Origin of the sequence: Paratractidigestivibacter faecalis, assembly GCF_003416765.1 — a bacterium.
Lineage (GTDB): Bacteria > Actinomycetota > Coriobacteriia > Coriobacteriales > Atopobiaceae > Paratractidigestivibacter > Paratractidigestivibacter faecalis.
This window is the reverse complement of sequence record NZ_QSNG01000001.1, coordinates 769,424-788,975: the sequence shown is the minus strand read 5'-3', so window position 1 is coordinate 788,975 and position 19,552 is coordinate 769,424. Positions and strand designations below refer to the sequence as shown.

Annotated in this window: 17 protein-coding genes; all 17 read right to left on the bottom strand. The window is 67.6% G+C overall.

Annotated features, from left to right (window positions below; genetic code table 11):
* Positions 1 to 11: 11 nt before the first annotated feature.
* Positions 12 to 1,568, bottom strand: a complete 1,557-nt coding sequence (gene rny, locus DXV50_RS03325; protein WP_117204784.1) for a ribonuclease Y — start codon at positions 1,566 to 1,568, stop codon at positions 12 to 14.
* Positions 1,569 to 1,829: 261 nt separating this feature from the next.
* A complete protein-coding gene (locus DXV50_RS03320) occupies positions 1,830 to 2,504 on the bottom strand; it encodes a regulatory protein RecX (protein ID WP_117204783.1) in 675 nt (224 codons plus the stop codon).
* 8 nt (positions 2,505 to 2,512) lie between these two features.
* Positions 2,513 to 3,610 (bottom strand): recombinase RecA, encoded by a 1,098-nt coding sequence (recA, locus tag DXV50_RS03315; RefSeq protein ID WP_117204782.1) that lies wholly within the window; start codon positions 3,608 to 3,610, stop codon positions 2,513 to 2,515.
* A 218-nt stretch (positions 3,611 to 3,828) separates the two neighbouring features.
* Positions 3,829 to 4,347, bottom strand: a complete 519-nt coding sequence (locus DXV50_RS03310) for a CinA family protein (RefSeq protein WP_117204781.1) — start codon at positions 4,345 to 4,347, stop codon at positions 3,829 to 3,831.
* A gap of 2 nt (positions 4,348 to 4,349) precedes the next feature.
* The gene (pgsA, locus tag DXV50_RS03305) at positions 4,350 to 4,949 is read right to left on the bottom strand and encodes a CDP-diacylglycerol--glycerol-3-phosphate 3-phosphatidyltransferase (protein ID WP_117204780.1); all 600 of its coding nucleotides are present in this window, start codon (positions 4,947 to 4,949) and stop codon (positions 4,350 to 4,352) included.
* Between the two features lie 2 nt (positions 4,950 to 4,951).
* Entirely contained in the window at positions 4,952 to 6,304 is a 1,353-nt protein-coding gene (gene rimO / locus DXV50_RS03300; protein ID WP_269801600.1) for a 30S ribosomal protein S12 methylthiotransferase RimO, read from the bottom strand.
* Positions 6,305 to 6,313: 9 nt separating this feature from the next.
* Entirely contained in the window at positions 6,314 to 6,811 is a 498-nt protein-coding gene (locus DXV50_RS03295; RefSeq protein WP_117204779.1) for a YajQ family cyclic di-GMP-binding protein, read from the bottom strand.
* A 56-nt stretch (positions 6,812 to 6,867) separates the two neighbouring features.
* Positions 6,868 to 8,547: a RodZ domain-containing protein gene (locus tag DXV50_RS03290; RefSeq protein ID WP_117204778.1), complete on the bottom strand. Its 1,680-nt coding sequence runs from the start codon at positions 8,545 to 8,547 to the stop codon at positions 6,868 to 6,870.
* 3 nt (positions 8,548 to 8,550) lie between these two features.
* The gene (locus DXV50_RS03285; RefSeq protein ID WP_117204777.1) at positions 8,551 to 11,178 is read right to left on the bottom strand and encodes an FtsK/SpoIIIE family DNA translocase; all 2,628 of its coding nucleotides are present in this window, start codon (positions 11,176 to 11,178) and stop codon (positions 8,551 to 8,553) included.
* A gap of 6 nt (positions 11,179 to 11,184) precedes the next feature.
* A complete protein-coding gene (locus tag DXV50_RS03280; RefSeq protein WP_117204776.1) occupies positions 11,185 to 12,849 on the bottom strand; it encodes a ribonuclease J in 1,665 nt (554 codons plus the stop codon).
* Positions 12,850 to 13,094: 245 nt separating this feature from the next.
* Positions 13,095 to 15,335 (bottom strand): polyribonucleotide nucleotidyltransferase, encoded by a 2,241-nt coding sequence (locus DXV50_RS03275; protein ID WP_117204775.1) that lies wholly within the window; start codon positions 15,333 to 15,335, stop codon positions 13,095 to 13,097.
* A 138-nt stretch (positions 15,336 to 15,473) separates the two neighbouring features.
* Positions 15,474 to 15,749: a 30S ribosomal protein S15 gene (rpsO, locus tag DXV50_RS03270; RefSeq protein ID WP_117204774.1), complete on the bottom strand. Its 276-nt coding sequence runs from the start codon at positions 15,747 to 15,749 to the stop codon at positions 15,474 to 15,476.
* Positions 15,750 to 15,897: 148 nt separating this feature from the next.
* The gene (gene recO / locus DXV50_RS03265; RefSeq protein ID WP_117204773.1) at positions 15,898 to 16,647 is read right to left on the bottom strand and encodes a DNA repair protein RecO; all 750 of its coding nucleotides are present in this window, start codon (positions 16,645 to 16,647) and stop codon (positions 15,898 to 15,900) included.
* A gap of 3 nt (positions 16,648 to 16,650) precedes the next feature.
* Positions 16,651 to 17,562 (bottom strand): GTPase Era, encoded by a 912-nt coding sequence (gene era / locus DXV50_RS03260; RefSeq protein ID WP_117204772.1) that lies wholly within the window; start codon positions 17,560 to 17,562, stop codon positions 16,651 to 16,653.
* A gap of 68 nt (positions 17,563 to 17,630) precedes the next feature.
* Complete coding sequence (locus DXV50_RS03255) at positions 17,631 to 18,011, bottom strand: diacylglycerol kinase family protein (RefSeq protein WP_117204771.1); 381 nt, start codon at positions 18,009 to 18,011, stop codon at positions 17,631 to 17,633.
* Positions 18,011 to 18,517: an rRNA maturation RNase YbeY gene (ybeY, locus tag DXV50_RS03250; RefSeq protein WP_117204770.1), complete on the bottom strand. Its 507-nt coding sequence runs from the start codon at positions 18,515 to 18,517 to the stop codon at positions 18,011 to 18,013. The genes DXV50_RS03255 and ybeY overlap by 1 nt, the downstream gene beginning before the upstream one ends.
* A gap of 18 nt (positions 18,518 to 18,535) precedes the next feature.
* Positions 18,536 to 19,483: a PhoH family protein gene (locus DXV50_RS03245; RefSeq protein ID WP_117204769.1), complete on the bottom strand. Its 948-nt coding sequence runs from the start codon at positions 19,481 to 19,483 to the stop codon at positions 18,536 to 18,538.
* Positions 19,484 to 19,552 lie beyond the last annotated feature (69 nt).

The following is a 19,552-nucleotide window of genomic DNA, read 5'->3' as shown; positions in this document are numbered from 1 at the left end:
GGAGACGGTTCCTACTTTGCGATTCCGAGGGCGCGAGACTCGCGGATGACCACGACGCGGACCTGGCCGGGATACTCCATCTCGTCCTCGATCTGCTTGGCAATGTCGTGGGCGAGAACGGTGGCCTCGGCGTCGGAGATCTTCTCGGGCTCGACCATGACGTGCAGCTCGCGACCGGCCTGCATGGCATAGGTGCGCTCGACGCCCTCGTGGGCGTTGGAGATCTCCTCGAGCTTCTCGAGGCGCTTGATGTAGTTCTCGGCAGACTCGCGGCGGGCGCCCGGACGGGCGGCGGAGATGGCGTCGGCGGCCTGGACCAGGACGTCGAGCACGGTGTCGGGGTCGACGTCGGCGTGGTGAGCCTCGATGGCGTGCACGATCTCGGGGCGCTCGCCGTAGCGGCGGGCCAGATCGGCGCCGATCACGGCATGCGGGCCCTCGACCTCGTGGTCGATTGCCTTGCCCAGGTCGTGGAGAAGGCCGGCGCGCTTGGCGGGAGCCTCGTCCAGGCCAAGCTCAGAGGCCATGATGCCGCAGAGTGCAGAGACCTGGATGGAGTGCTGCAGGACGTTCTGGCCGAAGGAGGTGCGATAGCGCAGGGCGCCCAGGGTGCGGACGAGCTCGGGGTGCAGGTCGTGGATGCCGGCGTCGAAGGCGGCCTGCTCGCCGGCCTCGCGGACGCGCTCGTTCACGAGGTCCTCGGCCTTCTTGTACAGCTCCTCGATGCGAGCCGGGTGGATGCGACCGTCGGCGATGAGGTTCTCGAGGGCGACACGGGCCGTCTCGCGGCGAACCGGGTCAAAGCTGGAGAGGATGACGGTCTCGGGCGTGTCATCGATCACGAGGGAGACGCCGGACACCTGCTCAAAGGTGCGGATGTTGCGCCCCTCGCGGCCGATGATGCGGCCCTTGAGGTCGTCGGAGGGAATGTGGACGGAGGTGACGGTGATCTCTCCGGCCTGGTCGGCGGCGCAGCGCTGGATGGCGGTGGAGATGATCTCGCGGGCCGTCTTGTCGGCCTGGGCGCGCACGTTCTGCTCGGACTCGCGCAGGATCTGAGCCTCGTCCCTCACGCTCTCGGCGCGGACGCGGGAGATGAGCTCGTCGTGGGCGTCGTCCTTGGTGAGGCCGGCGATGCGCTCGAGTTCGGAGGTCTGCTTGGCCACGAGCTCGTCAAGGTCGGACTTGCGACGGTCCAACTGGCCCTGAAGGCTGGAGAGCTGGTGCTCCCTGCGGTCAAGGGCGTCATTGCGGTGGTCCAGGGACTCCTCGCGCTGCATGATGCGGTTCTCGAGGGTCTGGAGCTCGCCCTTGCGCTTCTTCTCCTCGGCCTCGGAGTTCTGCTTGAGCTGCAGGATCTGCTCCTTGGCCTCCAGGACCGCCTCCTTCTTGGCGTTCTCGGCCTGGCGGTTGGCCTCGGAGGTGATGCGCTCGGCCTCGCCGCGCGCGTTCTCGATCTGCTGGTCGGCGAGCTTAAGCTTGGACGTGCTCTTTCCTGCTAGCAGGGCATAGGTGACGCCGATGCCCAATGCCAGGCACACGACGCCGACAATGATTGCGACTTCCATGTTGTACTCCTCAAAGATGGCAAGCTTCTGCGTAGTTCAGGAGACCATGGCCACAAGGCCACGGAACCCGCCATCTGAGGACAGTCCGCCGCTCGGTCCGTTGCATAAAACTATGTACTACAGCTAACGAGTAGGACGATATAAGCATCTGCTGGTAGCCCAGCGGAAGAGATTGAGCCTCGATGGCAACCTTCATCCTATATTCCACAAGGGCAAACTGTCAAATCATATGTTCGGTCGGTGGACGGTGGTGGCCCCGCCTCAGCCCTGCTCGGCCTCCGCAAGGACCCTCTTTGCGGCATCCATGGCTACACCCATGGGAAAACCGCGCCCGCAGAGGAAGCGGACGAGCTTCTGGAAGTCGTTCTTGCCTGAAAGACGCCTGCGGGAGGCAAGGGCAAACGCTGTCTCGGACTCGTCCTCCTCAAGATAGCCGGAAGGCCACCCCTCAAGCTGTGTGGCGTCGACGCCACGACGGGCCAGCTCGCGCTCGATCTTGATGCGCCCCCATCCGGCCGCGGCCTTGGAGCGGGCGAACAGCTCCGCAAACCGCCCGTCATCAAGAAGGCCCACCTCGACGAACCTCGCAACGACCTCGTCGGCCACGGAGGGGTGGAACCCGGTCTCCCCGAGCTTGGCCGCAAGCTCGCTCGATGAGTAGTCCCTCCTGTTGAGAAGGTCCTCCGCCTTGGACCGGGCCTGCTCGAGCGAGATGGCCCGCACGCGATAGAGGAGCTCCGAGCGCCCAGACGGCTGCTCGCCGTCGGACTCCAGAAGCGAAACGAGCCTCCTGCCTACCGCCTTGGGAATTGGAATGCGCTCCTGCCCGTGGGACTCAGAGCAGATGACGAGGATCGCAAGGGGGCGACGCCCCCCGAGCGAGGCCGAACCCCGCTCGGGAAGCTCGACGTCCCAGCTGAAGCTGAGGTTGCACACCTTCTTGCCTACTCGGTCAGGCTGCCAGCGTCAGCGTCCTCAACGGGCATGCCGGCAGGCTCGTCGCCCAGCTCGAGGCCACAGGCCACGCGCACCTTGTGGTCAATCTCCGCCATGAGGTCAGGGTTGGTGGCAAGGAACTCCTTGGCCGCCTCTCGGCCCTGCCCGAGGCGCTCTGTGTCATAGGTGAACCAGGAGCCCGACTTGTTGACGATGTCGTACTCGACGGCCATGTCCAGAAGCGAGCCCTCCTTGGAGATGCCCTTTCCATACATGATGTCGAACTCGGCCTGCTTGAAGGGAGGGGCGACCTTGTTCTTGACGACCTTGACGCGGACGCGGTTGCCGATGTTCTCGCCGTTGACCTTGATGCTGTCGATGCGACGGATGTCCATGCGGACGGACGCGAAGAACTTGAGGGCGCGACCGCCAGGCGTGGTCTCGGGGTTGCCGAACATGACGCCGATCTTCTCGCGCAGCTGGTTGATGAAGATGCAGGTGGTGTTTGACTTGGAGAGGGAGCCGGCGAGTTTTCTCAGGGCCTGGCTCATGAGGCGGGCCTGCAGGCCAACGGTGGTGTCTCCGATCTCTCCCTCGATCTCGGCGCGGGGCACGAGGGCCGCGACGGAGTCCACGACCACGACGTCGATGGCGCCGGAGCGCACGAGCATGTCACAGATCTCGAGCGCCTGCTCGCCGGTGTCGGGCTGGGAGATGAGGACGTCGTCGATGTCGACGCCGATGCGCGCGGCATAGCCGGGGTCGAGGGCGTGCTCAGCGTCGATGAACGCAACGACGCCGCCCATGGCCTGGGCCTCAGCCAAGATCTCGAGAGAGAGCGTGGTCTTGCCGGAGGACTCGGGGCCGTAGATCTCGACGATGCGGCCACGGGGAACGCCTCCGATGCCCAGCGCGGCATCAAGGGCGAGCGAGCCCGTGGGGATGGCCTCGACCTCCATGCTGGGTCCGTCGTCTCCGAACCTCATGATGGAGCCCTTGCCGAACTTCTTGATGATCTCGTCCTCGGTTGCCTTGAGGACCTTCTCGCGCTCCTCGCCCGTGGTGGCGGGCAGGATCTCCTTGGACGTTCCCTTGGTCTTGGCCATGTGCGCTCCCTTGCTGTCTTGTTGCCTTGATGTTAGACGAACACCCGTTCTAAGTCAACATCCCTGGGCACACCTTAGGCTTGAGGACTTGCGGCTGGCGGACACCTGGCATACCGCAAACTTTCGGCCAGCGTACCGCGCGCTTTCAGCGACGGCCACCAAGCAGCCGCAACGCAACGTCAAACAGAAACGACCCGGCCTGCGGGCAATTGGCAGGTCTAGGAACTTTCCACAAGGCCTTCACAAAGAAGCTCAAGAGCCCTGGCCACGGCGGCGGAGCGGACCTGCGCACGGTCTCCGCCAAAGCGATGAAGCACGCTTCTGACGCCGGCAGCCGTGGAGAGCCCCATCCAGACGGTGCCCACGGGCTTGCCGGGCTCCTCTCCCCCAGGGCCGGCGATGCCGGTGAGCGAGACGGCCACGTCACACCCGAGGACGCGACGGGCGCCCTCGGCCATCTGGCAGGCGCACTCGGAGGAGACGGCGCCGACGCCGGGCTCGTCGAGGACCTGCTGGCTGACGCCCAGGACCTCGTGCTTGACCGGGACGGCGTAGCTCACCACGCCGCCACGCACGACCGAGGAGGACCCGGGGACGGCCGTGAGGCAGCCCGCCACGAGACCTCCGGTGCAGGACTCGGCGGTCCCCACGGTGAGCCCGAGCTCGGAGCCCTTCTCTACTACCTGACTGGCGAGCTCGTAGAGGCACTCGCTCTCTGGAAGGATCTCAACGCCCACGGCTAGTCCTCCTCCACGAGGTACTTCCAGGACTTGGCGAAGTAGTCGATGCCGGACCAGGCCGTGAGCGCCATGGCGACGACGAGGAGCAGCTGGAAGGCCAAAGCCAGCGGCAGGGCAGCGCAGCTCTCCGCCGGAAGGGCACAGACGAAGAGAAGGCCACAGATGGAGGTCATGGTGGTGGCCGTCTTCCACTTGCCGAGGTTGCTGGCCGCGATGACCACGCCCCTGGAGGCCACGACCATGCGCAGGCCGGAGACCAGAAACTCGCGCGCGACCACGACGAGAAGCACCCAGCTTCCCACCACGCCGTGCTCGAGCAGGAAGCAGAGCGAAACCACCACGGCGAGCTTGTCGGCGATGGGGTCGAGGAACTTGCCGAAGGTCGTGACCTCGTTGCGAGAACGCGCGAGGTAGCCGTCCACCTTGTCGGTGAGCGAGATGAGCAGGAAGAAGGCGAAGACGCCCATGGCGGACCAGCTCAGGGTCTCGCCCGAGGGGACGCCCACCAGCTCGGCAATCACGAGCCACAGGGGCACGAGCACCACCCTGGCGCAGGTGACGACGTTGGCGGGGGTCCAGATGCTCTTCTTCGCAGACAAGGCTACTCGGCCTCCCCTTCCTCGACGATCTCTCCGACGAGCTCGTAGCAGAAGGAGTCCACGAGGTCCACGGTCACGATGTCACCCACGGAGACCTCGCCCGCGGCGATGTGCACGGCGCCGTCGCAGTCGGGAGCCTGGAACCAGGCGTGGCCGATGAGCTCGGGGCCGTCCTCGCCCTCCTCGGCGCCGTCGATGATGACCCTCACGCGCTCGCCCACGTGCTTGGCCGTGGCCGAGAAGCCCAGCTGCTCGACGAGGTCCATGAGGCGCTGCGTGCGCTCCAGCTTGACGTCCTCGTCCACCTGGTCCTCCATGCGGGCGGCCTTGGTGCCGTCCTCCTGGGAGTAGGCGAAGACGGAGGTGTAGTCGAACTCCTCCTCCTGGATGAAGTCGTAGAGCTCGTCGGCCTCCTCGTCCGTCTCGCCGGGGAAGCCGCACATGCCCGTGGTGCGCAGGACCATGCCGGGAATCTCGCGGCGCAGGCGCGCGAAGAGCTCGCGGAGCTGCTCGGTGGAGCCGGAGCGCCCCATGGAGGCCAGCACGCGCTCGGAGCAGTGCTGGATGGGGATGTCGATGTAGGGCAGCACCTCGTCAACGTCGCGGATGGTGGCGATGAGCTCGTCGGTCATGCCCTCGGGCTGCAGGTAGAGCACGCGCACCCAACCGTCGTAGGGGCGCACGACCTCCGCCACCTGTCGAAGCAGCTTGGCGAGCGTCTGGTCGCCCTCGAAGTCTGAGCCCCAGATGCCGGTGTCCTGGCCGATGAGGACGACCTCGCGGACGCCGCCCTCCATGAGGTCGGCGACCTCGGCGCAAATCTGGTCGGCGGGACGGGAGTGGTAGCGGCCGCGGATGTACGGGATGGCGCAGAAGGCGCAGAAGCGGTCGCAGCCCTCAGAGATCTTGACGAAGGAGGAGGCGCCGTCGATGGTGCGCAGGGTGCCGGAGAAGTCGACGGGAGCGAGGTTGGCCTGGACGCCCAAGACGTCGGCCACGACGCCGACGATGCCGTCCTCGTCCTCGGAGCGCACGAACGCAGCCACCTCGGGGAGCTGCTCGGGCAGCTCGTCGCCATAGCGCGAGGGAACGCAGCCGCACATGACGATGGGGCACTCGCGAACGCCCTCGGCGCGGCCCTCCGCCAGTTCGAGGGTGGCCTCGACGGACTCCTCGGTGGCCGAGGCCAGGAAGGAGCAGGTGTTGACGATGGCGACGTCGGCCTCCTCGGGGTCTGCGGCCTCGGAGAAGCCGGCCTTGAGGAGAAGGGCGCGCATGCGGTCGGTGTCGACCTCGTTCTTGGCGCACCCGAGGGTCACGAAGAGGACGGAGGCGATTGGGGTCTGCTCTGCCACGGCTGCCTCCTAGCGGTAGTTGACGAACTGGAGGGGCTGGCCGTAGTCGTTGCCCTTGAGCGCGGCGATGACGGACTGCAGCACGTCGCGCGAGGCGGAGGAGACACGGAGCTTGTCACCCTCGACGGTCGCCTTGGCCTTGACCTTGAGGTCGCGGATGTCCTTGGCGATGCGCTTGGTGGTGTCCTGGTCGATGCCCTGGACGATGGTACCCGCCTGGCGGACGGACATGCCGGTGGCGGCCTGCGGGTCTGCCCAGCGGATGGCGGAGAGGTCGATGCCGCGCTTCACCAGCTTAGAGCCCAGGATGTCGCGTACCTGGCTCGCCACGAACTCCGAGGGGGCCTCGATCTTGAAGGCGCCGTCCTTCTTGGAGAGCTCGAGGGTGGCACCCGTGCCCTTGAGGTCGTAGCGCTGCGTGAGCTCGCGGGCGGCCTGCTGATAGGCGTTGTCGACCTCCTGCATGTCAACGGTGGAGACGACGTCGAAGCTTGATTCCTTGGCCATGAGTGCTCCTCTCGGGCGCCCCCTCGGCGCCTGGCTCTTGCGGTGGTTGGGAGTGGTTACTGGCTCTTGGAGCCAGAGGACTTTGTCGAAGCTGCGGATGCGGACGAGCTCGTGCCGGAGACGGTGGCGGAGGTGCCGGCAGAAGAGCCCGCCGAGGCGTCGCCCCCGGTCTCGTCGGTGGCCGGGGCGGGCGTGCCCTTGATGGTGAGCGTGCCCACGCCGGAGGTCTTGGACGAGAAGTCCACCTTCTTGCCGTTGTTGGTGACGGTCACGGCGTCGACGTTGCTCACCTGGATGGCGATGCTGTCGGTCACCGTGTACGTCTGGGACCAGGCTCCGGTGAGGTTGTCGGCGACGACGCTCTTGCCGTCGACCGTGACCTCGACCCAGGACGCCTCGCCGGAGGCGAGACTCACCTGGACGATGGTCTGCTCGGGCGTCGCGGCGGCGTCGGCCTGGGCCTGGTCGCCGGAGGCCGCGTCGCCCGTGGCCTTGGAGCCGGAGCCCGAGGCGTCGGAAGCGGCCTGGCCCTGCTTGGAGTCGGAGGCGGACGACGAGGTGTCAGAGCCAGAGCCGGACCCCTGCGAGGAGTCCTGTCCGGAGCCCTGAGCAGTGGTCACGTTGACCGTCTTGGACCCGGTCTGGGCTGACTGGGCAGAGCCCGTGCACGACTTGACGGAGAAGACCAGGATGAGCGTGAGGACCGCGGCGAGGACCAGAAGGAGCAGCAGCAGGGCGCGGCGCCTGTCCGAGAGGAAGGCGTCGACAAACCCGGCGACGCCCCCGCGACGGGCCGGCTGCCGGCGTCGTCCCCCCTGGGCACCGGACCTTTCGGAAGGCTGGCGGCGCCTCACGTTGGGCCGCTCGACAGAGGCGATGTTCCTTGAGGAGCGGCGCCCGGAGATGGTGGAGGCGCGCTCGTAGGGGCTGGCGACGCCGTCGTAGCGGAGGTCGTCGCGGTACTCGCCACGGCGCACGCTGCGGGTGCTGACGTCGTCCCTCTGGTAGAGCCTCTGCGTCCGGGCCTGCCCCGCGCGCCCGCGAGGCGCGACGAGGTCGCGGTCGCGGTCGACGACGCCCTGCTGGCCCTCGCGCAGCAGGCGGCCGGCGGGGTCGGACTGCGGGCGGCGCTGGCCGGAGGCGCGCCTGCGGGCCGTGCTTCTCTGCTGCCTTGACTCGTAGGCCTGACCGGAGTTGTAGGGGCGCTGTTGGCGCGGCTGCTGGTAGGCATGGTCCTCGCGCCCGTAGGCCGCGACGGCCGAGGGGCCCAGCCCAGCCAGGGGCACGGACTGCCTCGGGCGGGCGGGCGTCACCGTCGCGAAGTTGCCCATGTCGCCGGCCGGCCCTCCCGCGGTGGGGAGAAGGCCGTGGTACTCGACGTAGGCCTTGGGCCGCGAACCGGCCTCGTTGACCACGTCGTAGCCGGAGATGCCCCTGCCGGCGATGGTGTCCCTCGTGCGGCGGCGCAGCTCGTGCGACCCGGAGCCGTTGACGTACTCGTAGAGCTCCTCCTGGAAGAGGTCGACCACCTCGCGGGCGTTGAGGCCCAGGTAGCGAGCATAGGAAGAGAGCATTCCCTGGGCGTAGCCGCTCTGGGGCATGCTCTCGAAGTCCCCCTCCTCAAACGCGATGAGGACGTCCTCTCGCAGCTTGAGGATGCGAGACGCCTGCTCGCACGTGAGCCCGAGCTGGCGCCGGCGCTGAAGCAGCATCTCGCTGAAACGCGGACGTGGCACCTGCTACTCGACCTCCCTGTACGCAGCTTCCTGAACCTTCAGATCCTCGAGGGCCTCCTTGTCGAGAAGCACCTCGCGCGGCTTAGAGCCGTTGGCCGGACCGACGACGCCCTTTGCCTCGAGCATGTCCATGATGCGGCCCGCCCTAGCGTACCCCACGGAGAGGGCGCGCTGCAGGCCGGACGTGGAACCAAGCTGTGACTCCACAACTATGCGCGCGGCCTCCCAGACGAGAGGGTCGTCGTCCTTGCCGACCTCCGCGCCCGGGGCGCCCGGCGTGTTGGGCACCACGGCGGTGAGGATGTCCTCGTGGTAGTCGGCCGTGACCTGCTCGCGAACGAAGGCTACCGTCTGCTCGATCTCCTCGTCGCAGACCCAGCAGCCCTGTGCGCGCCTCGGCTTCTTGCCGCGCAGCTTGACGAGCATGTCTCCCCTACCCAGGAGCTGCTCGGCGCCCTTCTGGTCGAGGATGATGCGCGAGTTGAGCGCGTTGTCAACCGAGAGCGCGACGCGGTTGTCGATGTTGGCGCGAATGAGGCCGGTGACGACGTCGGCGGAGGGGCGCTGCGTGGCCACGATGAGGTGGATTCCCGCAGCGCGGCCCAGCTGCGCGATGCGCACGATGGAGCTCTCCACGTCCTTGCCGGCGACCATCATGAGATCGGCGAGCTCGTCAATCACGATGACGAAGTACGGCATGTGCTTGGGCGGGTTCTCCATGTCGGCGTACTTTCCGCCGTCGACGTTGCCGTTGTACGTCTTGATGTCACGCACCTTGTAGTGCTCGAAGACCTTGAGCCTGCGCTCCATCTCGGTCACGCCCCACTGCAGGGCGCTCGCGGCCTGGCGCGGCTCGGTGACCACGGGCACGTAGAGGTGGGGCAGGCCCGCGTAGCCGGTGAACTCGACGCGCTTGGGGTCCACCATGATGAGCCTGACCTGCTCGGGCGTGGAGCGCATGAGCATGCTCATGATGATGGCGTTGAGGAGCACCGACTTGCCGGAGCCGGTGGTGCCGGCCACCAGGAGGTGCGGCAGGCCCGCGAGGTCGACCACGATGGGCTTGCCCTCGGAGTCGCGGCCGAAGGCGCACTCCAGGGGTCCGCCCTGGGCGTAGGGGAGCACGTCGGAGAGAAAGACCGGCTGGGGCTTCTCGTTGGGAATCTCAATGCCCACCAGGGAGGTTCCCGGGATGGGCGCGAAGATGCGGACGGACTTTGCGGCCAGCGAAAGCGTGATGTCGTCCTCAAGGTTGACAATCTTGCTCACGCGCTCGCCCTCGCCCATGGAGATCTTGAACGTGGTGACCGACGGGCCGGCGATCCAGCCCGTGACACGCGAGGTGAGGCCAAACTCCCCCAGGGTGCCCTGGAGCCTCTGGGCGGTCTTGGCTAGCTCGGAGTCGTCGGCGTAGCTGCCGTCGGTGGCATCGTTCTTGCGCAGGATGGAGAGGGGCGGCAGCTCGTAGTCGGCCTGGGAGTCTCCGGGGCGGCTAATCTTGTCGCCAGTGGGGGCCGGGGCGGGCATGTGGGCGCGCTCCCCCCTCACGCCGGCGAGAAACTCCGGCACGGCCGCCTTGGAGCCGTCCGTGGACTCCTCGGCAACACCTGCGGACGTCTGGGAGGACGCCTCGCCTGGGGCCGCCTCGCCCTGGGCCTTGCGGCCACGGGACTTCCTGCGGCCCTTGAGCAGCTTGGTCTGGGCCGGCTCCCCCTCGTCGTCGAGGGGCTCGTCCCAGGGAAGGTCGACGTCAAAGAGCGAGGTGCCGTCGGCGGAGGACTCGACGGGCGCGTCCGGCTCGTCTGCAGCGGTCGCGGCCTCGGCGCCGGCGGCCTTTCCGCGGCGGCGCAGGACGCTCGTCTTGCGGTCTCCGATGAAGGTGGTCTCCCCCTCCCCCGTCTCATCGAAGAGCGAGGCCTGGGGGACCTCGACCTTGCCGCGGCGTCCCTTGGGGGCGCGCTCGCGGGTGGCGTCGCCCGCCTGGGCGGCAAGCTCGCGCTCCTGGGCCTTTGCCTCGGCGCGGGCGCGGTGGAGCTCGCCTGCGAGGGCGAGGCGCGAGTTGATCCTGGAGACGGCGTCGGAGATGGAGAAGCCGCAGATGACAATACCCGTCACCACGAGGCCCACCAGCACGACGTTGCCGACGATGACGCCGAGGAAGCGCAGGAGCGCGAGGGCGATGAACCCGCCCACATAGCCGCCGGCGCCCTTGACCACCGCTGCGCAGACCACGCTCTCGGGCATGGACTCCGCCCCGGGCAGGTTGAGCGAGAGCATGGCAAGCACGGCCAGCACGACGAGCGTGAGGCCGGCGGCGATGCGCCCGGAGACCAGGGTCCCGTCCTCTACGAAGAAGGTTGCCGAGAAGACGAGAAGCGCCAGCGGGAACAGGATGGCGCCCGCACCGAAGGCGAGCTCGAGCCCGTTGCCCACGGCGCTCGTTATGACGGCAGAGGACGGCGCCACGATGGAGACCACCATGGCGATGGCGACAACGGCCAGGGCGATGCCCACGAGGTCACCGGTGACCGAGCCCCTCTCGGGGGTCTGGGCCGCCTTGGAGGCGCGAGAGGACGAGCCCCTCGCGCCCGAGTTCTTCTTGGGTGCGTTTTTGCTGCGGTTGGATGGCATGCGGTGCTAGACCTCCAGCACGACCGGAATGACCATGGGCCTGGTGTGGGTCTTGTTCCAGAAGAGGTTGGACACGGAGTTGCGCACGTTGCGACGGAGCGAGTCGATGCTGGCGCCGTCGGAGTTGGCGAGCTTGTCGGCCTGGGCGCGGACGGTCGCGCGGGCCTCCTCCATGAGCTCCTCGTCGGAGCCGAAGGAGATGCCGCGGCACGTGACCTCGACGGCAGACACGTTCTTGCGCTTGCCGGAGATGGCCACGGTCACGGAGACCACGCCGTCCTGGGCGAGCTTCTGGCGGTCGCGGATGACCACGGGGTTGGCGTCGGTGACGTTTCCGCCGTCGACGTAGACCACGCCGGACTCCACGGCGCGGCCACGGCGGACCTTGCCGTGGCGCATCTCGAGGGTGTCGCCGTTGTCCAGCACGAAGATGTTCTTCTCGGGGACGCCCATCTTGACGGCGAGCTCGGCGTGGGCGCGCAGGTGGCAGGCCTCGCCGTGGACCGGCATGAAGTTCCTCGGCTTGACCATGGCCAGCATGAGCTTGAGCTCCTCCTGGGAGCCGTGGCCGGAGACGTGCACGAGGGCGCGGCTCTTGTCGTAGATGTCGCAGCCGATCTTGGAGAGCGAGTTGATGATGCCCTGGACGCTCTTCTCGTTGCCGGGGACGGGCGTGGCGGAGATGATCACCGTGTCGTTTGCGGTGATGGAGAGCGACTTGTGCTCGCCGTTGGCCATGCGGGCAAGCGCGGAGAGCGGCTCGCCCTGGGAGCCGGTGCACAGCACGACGATCTTGTCGTCGTCGATGCGGTCGACGTCGAAGGCGTCGATGATGTCCTCGTCGGCGATGTTGAGGTAGCCGAGCTCGCGGGCGACCTTGGTGTTGTTGACCATGGAGCGACCCGTCACCACGACCTTGCGGCCCACGGCAACGGAGGCGTCGCAGACCTGCTGCAGGCGGTGGATGTGGCTCGAGAAGGACGCGACGAAGACGCGGCCCTTGGCGTTCTTGATGATGTGGCGCAGGTTGGGGCCGACCGCGGCCTCGGACTGGGTGAAGCCGGGCCTGGTGGCGTTGGTGGAGTCGGCCAGCAGCAGGTCGACGCCCAGGGCGCCGAACTTGCAGATTGCCTGGTAGTTGGGACGACGGCCGTCAATGGGCGTCTGGTCGAGCTTGAAGTCGCCCGTGTGGATGAGGGTGCCGGCCGGGGTGTTCATGAAGACGCCGAGCGCGCCCGGGATGGAGTGCGTCATGGCGAAGAACGTGAGGTTGAGGGCGCCAAGCGTGACGTTGGAGCCGTCCTGGACCTCGCGGAACTTGGGCTGGCGAATGTTGTGCTCCTCCAGCTTGCCGGCAATCATGCCCAGGGTGAGCTTGGCGGCGTAGATGGGCACCTTGCGGGTGAGGTCCATGAGAAGGTACGGCAGGGCGCCCGTGTGGTCCTCGTGGCCGTGGGTGATGACGATGCCGCGGAGCTTGTGCTCGTTCTCCAGCACGTAGGTGTAGTCGGGAAGGATGAGGTCGATGCCGGGCTGGTCGTCCTCGGGGAACATCAGGCCGGCGTCCACCAGGACCATGTCGTCGCCGTACTCGAAGGCCGTCATGTTCTTGCCGATGCCGTCGAGTCCGCCGAGCGGGATGATCTTCAGTGCCGTGTCTTTCTTGGGCATTCCTATGGAATTCCTTTCGTTTGCGCAGTTCAAAGTATATGTACACGGTCTTAGGCGCTGCTGAGACGCCCGACCGCAACCATGCGATGCTCAAAGGCATACTTTCCCATTGTAGTCGAGAAGCGCTCGGCGAACGGTGGTTCCATAGGTGTTTCACGGCTCGTGGGCCCCGCGCCGCCAAAAAAAGAGGAGGCCCCGGACGCTTCTGGTCCAGGGCCTCCCCCAGGTTGCTACGCTACGCGCGACTAGGCGTCGTGGTGACGACGGGGCTGACGGCCGCCGTTGCCGGCACCCTCGCCCTTGTCGCCGGGACGGCGGCGCAGGGCACGGTGCTCACGGGGACGACGGTCCTCGCCGTCGTGGTGACGGCCGCCGTTGCCGGAGCCGGCGGGAGCCTCGGGCTTGTCGATGCGGTCGAGGCTGATCTTGCCCTTCTCGTCGACCTCGAGGACGCGGACCTTGACCTCGTCGCCGATGTTGAGGACGTCCTCGACCTTGTCGACGCGGCCCTGGGCGACGCGGCTGATGTGCAGCAGGCCGTCCTTGCCGGGGAGAAGCTCGACGAAGGCGCCGAAGGGCTGGATGCCGACGACACGGCCGGTGTACTCCTCGCCCACCTCGGGGACCTTGACGATGGCCTTGATGCGCTCGGCCGCGGCGTCGCCCGCGCCGTTGACGCCGGCGATGAAGACGGTGCCGTCCTCCTGGATGTCGATGGTGGCGCCGGTGTCCTCCTGGATGCCGCGGATGACCTTGCCGCCGCTGCCGATGACCTCGCGGATCTTGTCCGTGGGGATCTGCAGGCTGATGATCTGCGGCGCGCAGTCCTTGGTGGACTCGCGCGGGGCGGGAATGGCGTCGAGCATGGTGTCCAGGATGAACATGCGGCCCTCGTGCGCCTGCATGAGCGCGGAGCGCAAGATCTCGGGCGTGAGGCCGGTGGCCTTGTTGTCCATCTGCATGGCGGTGATGCCCTTGGTGGTGCCGGTGACCTTGAAGTCCATGTCGCCGAGGAAGTCCTCGAGGCCCTGGATGTCGGTCAGGACGACGGTCTTGCCCGCCTCCTGGATGAGGCCCATGGCAACGCCGGAGACCGGGCGCTTGAGGGGCACGCCGGCGTCCATGAGGGCAAGCGTGGAGCCGCAGGTGGAGGCCATCGAGGAGGAGCCGTTGGACTCCATGACCTCGGAGACCACGCGGATGGTGTAGGGGAACTCGTCCTCGGACGGGATCACGGGGAGAAGGGCACGCTCGGCGAGGTTGCCGTGGCCGATCTCGCGGCGCTTGGGGCTGCCCATGCGGCCGGTCTCGCCGGTGCAGAACGGCGGGAAGTTGTAGTGGTGGATGTAGCGCTTGCCGTCGACGGGCTCGATGGTGTCGAGGCGCTGCCACTCGTTGAGCATGCCCAGGGTGCAGACGGAGAGCACCTGGGTCTGGCCGCGCTGGAAGAGGCCGGAGCCGTGGACGCGCGGCAGGTAGTCGGGCTTGACCATCAGCGGGCGCACCTCGGTGGGGGTGCGGCCGTCGACGCGCTCGCCGGTCTCGACGACCATGAGGCGCATGGCGTGCTTCTCGAGGGCCTTGAGCTCGACGGGGATGGCACGGCTCCACTGGGCCTGCTCCTCCTCGGTGAACTCGGCGCGGATGGACTCCTTCAGGGCCTCGACCTTGCCGATGCGGGAGAGCTTGTCGGCGTCCTTGAGGGCGGCCTCCATCTCGTCGTAGTGGGCGAAGATGCGGTCGTGGACCTCAGGCAGCGGCTCGTCGAGGATGTACTCGCGCTGCTGGATGGGGCCGTTGGCCTCCTCGACCTTGGCGAAGAACTTCTTCTCCTCCTCGCAGAAGGCGGCGATGGCCTCCTGGCCGAAGGCCATGGCGGCGAGCATGTCCTCCTCGGAGATCTCGTCGGCGCCGGCCTCGAGCATGGAGATGAAGTCGGACGCGCCGCCGAGCTCGAGGTCGAGGTCGGAGTTGTCGCGCTCCTCGTAGGTGGGGTTCACGATGAACTCGCCGGTCTCGCGGTCGCGGCCGATGCGCACGCAGGCCAGCGGGCCCTCGAAGGGCACGCCGCCGACGGTGAGGGCGGCGGAGGCGGCCATGACGCAGATGGTGTCGACGGGGTTGACCTGGTCGGCGACGAGCGTGGTGGCCACGACCTGGACCTCGTTGCGGAAGCCGGCCGGGAAGCTCGGGCGCAGCGGGCGGTCGATCATGCGGGCCGTGAGGGTGGCCTTCTCGGACGGACGCGCCTCGCGCTTGAGGTAGCCGCCGGGGATGCGGCCGACGGCGTACATCTTCTCGATGAAGTCAACCGTCAGGGGGAAGAAGTCGTAGTCCTTGCGCTCCTTGGACACCACGGCGGTGAGAAGCACCGTGGACTCGCCGCACTTGACCAGGACGGCGCCCGTGGCCTGCTTGGCGAGCTCGCCGGTCTCAAGGACGTAGTGCTTGCCGTAGAGATCGAACTCGTGAGTTACCTTTGCCATGTCTTTTCCCTTATCTCCGCCTGCCCCATTGCAGACGGGCCATCTTGCGGGGCCCTTCCCCGCCGTGCGCGAGGGGCCAGTCCCCCCGAACACAACAAGGGGCGCCCTCAGGCGCCCCCGTTAAGACTCGCTCTGTGACTACTGGATGTTGTCGCGGATGCCGAGGCTCTTGATGAGGTTACGGTAGTTCTCGATGTCGTTCTTCTTGATGTAGGAGAGGAGACGACGACGCTTGCCGACCAGCATGAGGAGGCCGCGACGGGTGTGGAAGTCCTTCTTGTGGGACTTCATGTGCTCGGTGAGCTCCTTGATGCGGGCGGTCAGGATGGCGACCTGGACCTCGGCGGAACCGGAATCGTGCTCGTTCTTGCCGTACTGCTTGATGAGCTCGGCCTTCTGCTCCTTGGTGATCATGCTTTGATCCACCTTTCTTGGGACTGGCCCCTAACCGGGTGTGCCGTCGGTGGGGCGGGCAACCAGGTACGGGGTGCGTACAAAACCTGGTGAAGTCTATCACAGGCAAGGCGTCTGCACGACAAGAACACAAGGACGCGCGCGTACCCTACACGCTGAGGGCAAACTCCATGGCCCGAAGCCTCGCCTCCAGGTGCGTGGCGCACCAGACGTGGGCGCATCCCAGGAGCCACGCGGCGCAGGAGTCGTCCACCGGGGCGGACAAGAGCTCGTCGAAGGTGGAGCCCAGAAGGGCCCGCAGCCAGGCCACCTGTGAGGGGCTCACCTCCTCCGCGCCCGCCACGTCGCGCGCGCAGCTCTCGCAGAGAAGCCCGCCCGCAAGGGCCGAGAGGCGCGAGGGGGCGGGGTCGCCGCAGGCGCAGCAGGCGTCCAGGACCGGCCTCCAGCCGGCGTGCGCGCACACCTTGAGGCCGTAGGCGGCCGCCGCGAGGTCAAGGTGTGCCTGGTCGGCTGCCTCCTCGCAGGCGCGCAGGGCCCGGGCGCAGATGGCGTGCAGGAACGGGTCCGGCGCGTCCTCGTAGCAGGTCAGGCGGGCCACCTCGCAGACGGCCGAGGCCGCGCTCACGCGCGCGAGGTCGCCCCTCAGGCGGGCGTGGGCGTCAACCAGGCCGGCCTCCGAGACCACGTCCAGGCTGCGCCCCCGTGCCACCAGGAAGTCGCACTCGCAGAAGAGCTCCACGCGGGCGGCAAGCCGGCCGCCGGGCTTCCTGGCGCCCTTGGCCACGCAGCGCAGCTGTCGGCCGTCCTGGGCAAGAAGCGTCAGGATGAGGTCCGTCTCGCCGAGCTTGGTCCGGTCGAGCACGAGGGCGCGGGCGTGGTATGTGCGGGCACCCGCCAAGCTCTACTCCTGCTCCCCGTAGCCCAGGCGCTGGATGATGTTTGCGTTGCGCCTCCACTGGGGCTCCACACGCACGCGCAGCTCCAGGAAGACCTTGCACCCGAGGAGCTTCTCGATGTCGTGGCGGGCCTCGGTGCCCACCTTCTTGACCATCTGGCCGCCGCGACCCACGACGATGCCCTTCTGGCCCTCGCGCTCGACGAGGATGGTCGCGCAGATGGACGCGTGGCCGTCGTCGGCGTACTCGATCTGGTCGCAGAGCACGCCGACCGAGTGCGGGAGCTCCTGGCGCAGGTTGAGGAAGAGCTTCTCGCGGACGAACTCGGCCACGAGGTCCTCGTCGGTGGTGTCGGTGTCCATGTCGTCGGGAAACCACTTGGGGCCCTCGGGCAGGTGGGCGGAGACCAGCTGGAGGAAGGCGTCGACGTTGAAGCCCTCCTTGGCCGAGATCACGAGCTCGTCGTCGAAGGTGGCAAGCGCGCGGGCGGCCTCGAGCTGCTCGGCGACCTTCTGGGGACCGGCGATGTCTGCCTTGGTGACCACCAGGAGCTTGTAGTCAGCGTCGGCCTTGGCGACGTGGCCCGCCACCCAGGCATCGCCCGTGCCAACCGGCTTGGTGGCGTCAACGAGGAAGGCCACCACGTCGGCGTCGGCGAGCTCGGCCAGCGCGGCCTTGTTGAGCTCGCTTCCCAGGGCGTCCTTGGGCTTGTGGAGGCCCGGCGTGTCGATGATGACGAGCTGGCTCGCCTCGGTGTTGACGACGGCGCGCATGCGACGGCGCGTGGTCTGGGCGACGGGGCTCGTGATGGCGATCTTCTCGCCCATGCAGGCGTTCACGAGGGTGGACTTGCCCGCGTTGGGGCGTCCGACGAGGGCGACGAATCCGCTCCTGAAGGCGGGGGTGGTGTCAGTCATTTGCAACCTTCCTGGGCCGATGCCCTGGTCTAGTGGGTTCTGTGGGGAGTCGGGCCGGCACCCGCGCGCTACAGCCTGGCGAGAAGCGCGTTGGCAAAGACGGCGAGGCCGACGAGGGCCACCATGAGCGAGAGCACCCAGACCGCGGCGGCCGCGATGTCCTTGGCCCGGCCCGCCAGCGGGTGGAACTCCGGGGAGACGAGGTCCACGACGGTCTCGATGGCGGTGTTCACGAGCTCGGCGGAGATCACGACGCCGCAGCAGAGGAAGATGATGCCCCAGCTCAGCAGGTCGAGCTGAAGGACCAGCCCCGCCACCACGGCGAGCGCTCCCCCGCAGAGCATGACCTTGATGTTCCTCTCGCTGCGCACGGCGAAGCGGAAGCCCTGCACGGCAAAGAGGAAGCTCTTGAGGAAGCTCGGGTGGTCCGAGTCCGACCCGGGAATCATCAGTCCACCTCCGTGCGGTGCCGCGTGATGACCACGTGCCCCAGGGTCCCGTCGGTGGGCATGGCCGAGAGGATCTTGTCCTCCAGGGCCTCCATGGCCACGGCGTCCTCCTCGACGAGGTGGTCGTGGCCCAGGAGGTGGAGCGTGCCGTGGACCAGGAGCAGGCGGCACTCGTCCGCCGCCGTGGTGCCAAAGCGGGCGGCCTGCGCGGCGATGTAGGCCGGCGCCAGGACGATGTCCCCCAGCTCGCAGGGCTCGCCGGGAGCGAGGTCGGGGTCGTCAGGACGCTCGCACTCGAGGCTCACCACGTCGGTGGGGGCGTCAACGTCGCGCCACTCGGCATTGACCTCGCGGATGCGCTCGTCGGAGACGACGGAGACCGAGACCATGCAGGGCCTTCCCACGCCCTCGTGCGCCAGCACGGCGTCGATGCAGGAGGCCACCTCGTCGTCGCCCAGCGGGAAGTCCAGGCCGTCCTCGTTTGCGATGTCGTAGTCGTTTTCCATGACAAGCCTCCTTGTGGCCTAGGCCTCGCCCGAGCGGTCGTATGCGTCCACGATGCGCGCCACCAGGGTGTGCCTCACGATGTCGTTGCGGTCGAGCTCGACGAAGGAGATGTCCTCGACGTCGGCGAGCACGCGGCGGGCCGAGTCAAGGCCGGAGGAGCCGCGAAGGTCTCGCTGGGAGGCGTCGCCGGTCACCACGAACTTGGAGCCAAAGCCCAGGCGCGTGAGGAACATCTTCATCTGCTCGGGGGTGGTGTTCTGCGCCTCGTCGAGGATGACGAAGGCGTCGTTCAGGGTGCGCCCGCGCATGAAGGCCAGGGGCGCTATCTCGATGACGCCCTGCTCGATGAGGGCGTTTCCGCGCTCCATGTCGGTCATGTCAAAGAGGGCGTCGTAGAGGGGCCGCACGTACGGGTCGAGCTTCTCCTGGAGCGTGCCGGGGAGAAACCCGAGGGACTCGCCGGCCTCGACCACCGGACGCGTGAGGACGATGCGGCCGACCTCCTTGCGCTTGAGGGCCGCCACCGCCATGGCCATGGCCAGGTAGGTCTTGCCGGTGCCAGCGGGGCCGATGCCGAAGGTGATGGTGCTCCTGCGGATGGCGTCGATGTAGCGCTTCTGGCCGGCGGTCTTGGGCCTCAGGGCCCGTCCGCGGTAGGTGAGCAGGATGTCGTCGGAGAGGAGGTCGGCCCGCTGGGCGCCATGGCAGACCTGGTCCACCAGGAGGTCGACGTCGGACGCCTGGGGACACTCCCCCGCCTCGACGAGCCTGATGAGGCGCGAGAAGACCTGCGTCACGAGGTCGACCTGCTCGGCAGAGCCCGAGACCAGCACCTGGTTTCCACGCACGGAGACGAGTGCCTCGAAGGCGGCCTCGATCCGGCGCAGGTTGGCGTCGGCGGGCCCCATGAGGCGCGTGGGGTCTATGGAGTCGGGAATGCTGAGTCTGATGCTCGTGGGCTGCATGTTCCTCCATGGTCAGATGGCGCTGGCGCGACCCGGCAGCTTCGCTAGGACTCGATGATAGCCGCAAAC

Excerpts from the sequence above, each read along its gene's own strand:
- rny (WP_117204784.1), bottom strand. The coding sequence starts at position 1,568 with ATGGAAGTCGCAATCATTGTCGGCGTCGTGTGCCTGGCATTGGGCATC.
- recA (WP_117204782.1), bottom strand. The coding sequence starts at position 3,610 with ATGGCCAAGACCAAGGGAACGTCCAAGGAGATCCTGCCCGCCACCACG.
- DXV50_RS03295 (WP_117204779.1), bottom strand. The coding sequence starts at position 6,811 with ATGGCCAAGGAATCAAGCTTCGACGTCGTCTCCACCGTTGACATGCAG.
- DXV50_RS03285 (WP_117204777.1), bottom strand. The coding sequence starts at position 11,178 with ATGCCATCCAACCGCAGCAAAAACGCACCCAAGAAGAACTCGGGCGCG.
- DXV50_RS03280 (WP_117204776.1), bottom strand. The coding sequence starts at position 12,849 with ATGCCCAAGAAAGACACGGCACTGAAGATCATCCCGCTCGGCGGACTC.
- DXV50_RS03275 (WP_117204775.1), bottom strand. The coding sequence starts at position 15,335 with ATGGCAAAGGTAACTCACGAGTTCGATCTCTACGGCAAGCACTACGTC.
- rpsO (WP_117204774.1), bottom strand. The coding sequence starts at position 15,749 with ATGATCACCAAGGAGCAGAAGGCCGAGCTCATCAAGCAGTACGGCAAG.
- era (WP_117204772.1), bottom strand. The coding sequence starts at position 17,562 with ATGACTGACACCACCCCCGCCTTCAGGAGCGGATTCGTCGCCCTCGTC.
- DXV50_RS03255 (WP_117204771.1), bottom strand. The coding sequence starts at position 18,011 with ATGATTCCCGGGTCGGACTCGGACCACCCGAGCTTCCTCAAGAGCTTC.
- ybeY (WP_117204770.1), bottom strand. The coding sequence starts at position 18,517 with ATGGAAAACGACTACGACATCGCAAACGAGGACGGCCTGGACTTCCCG.
- DXV50_RS03245 (WP_117204769.1), bottom strand. The coding sequence starts at position 19,483 with ATGCAGCCCACGAGCATCAGACTCAGCATTCCCGACTCCATAGACCCC.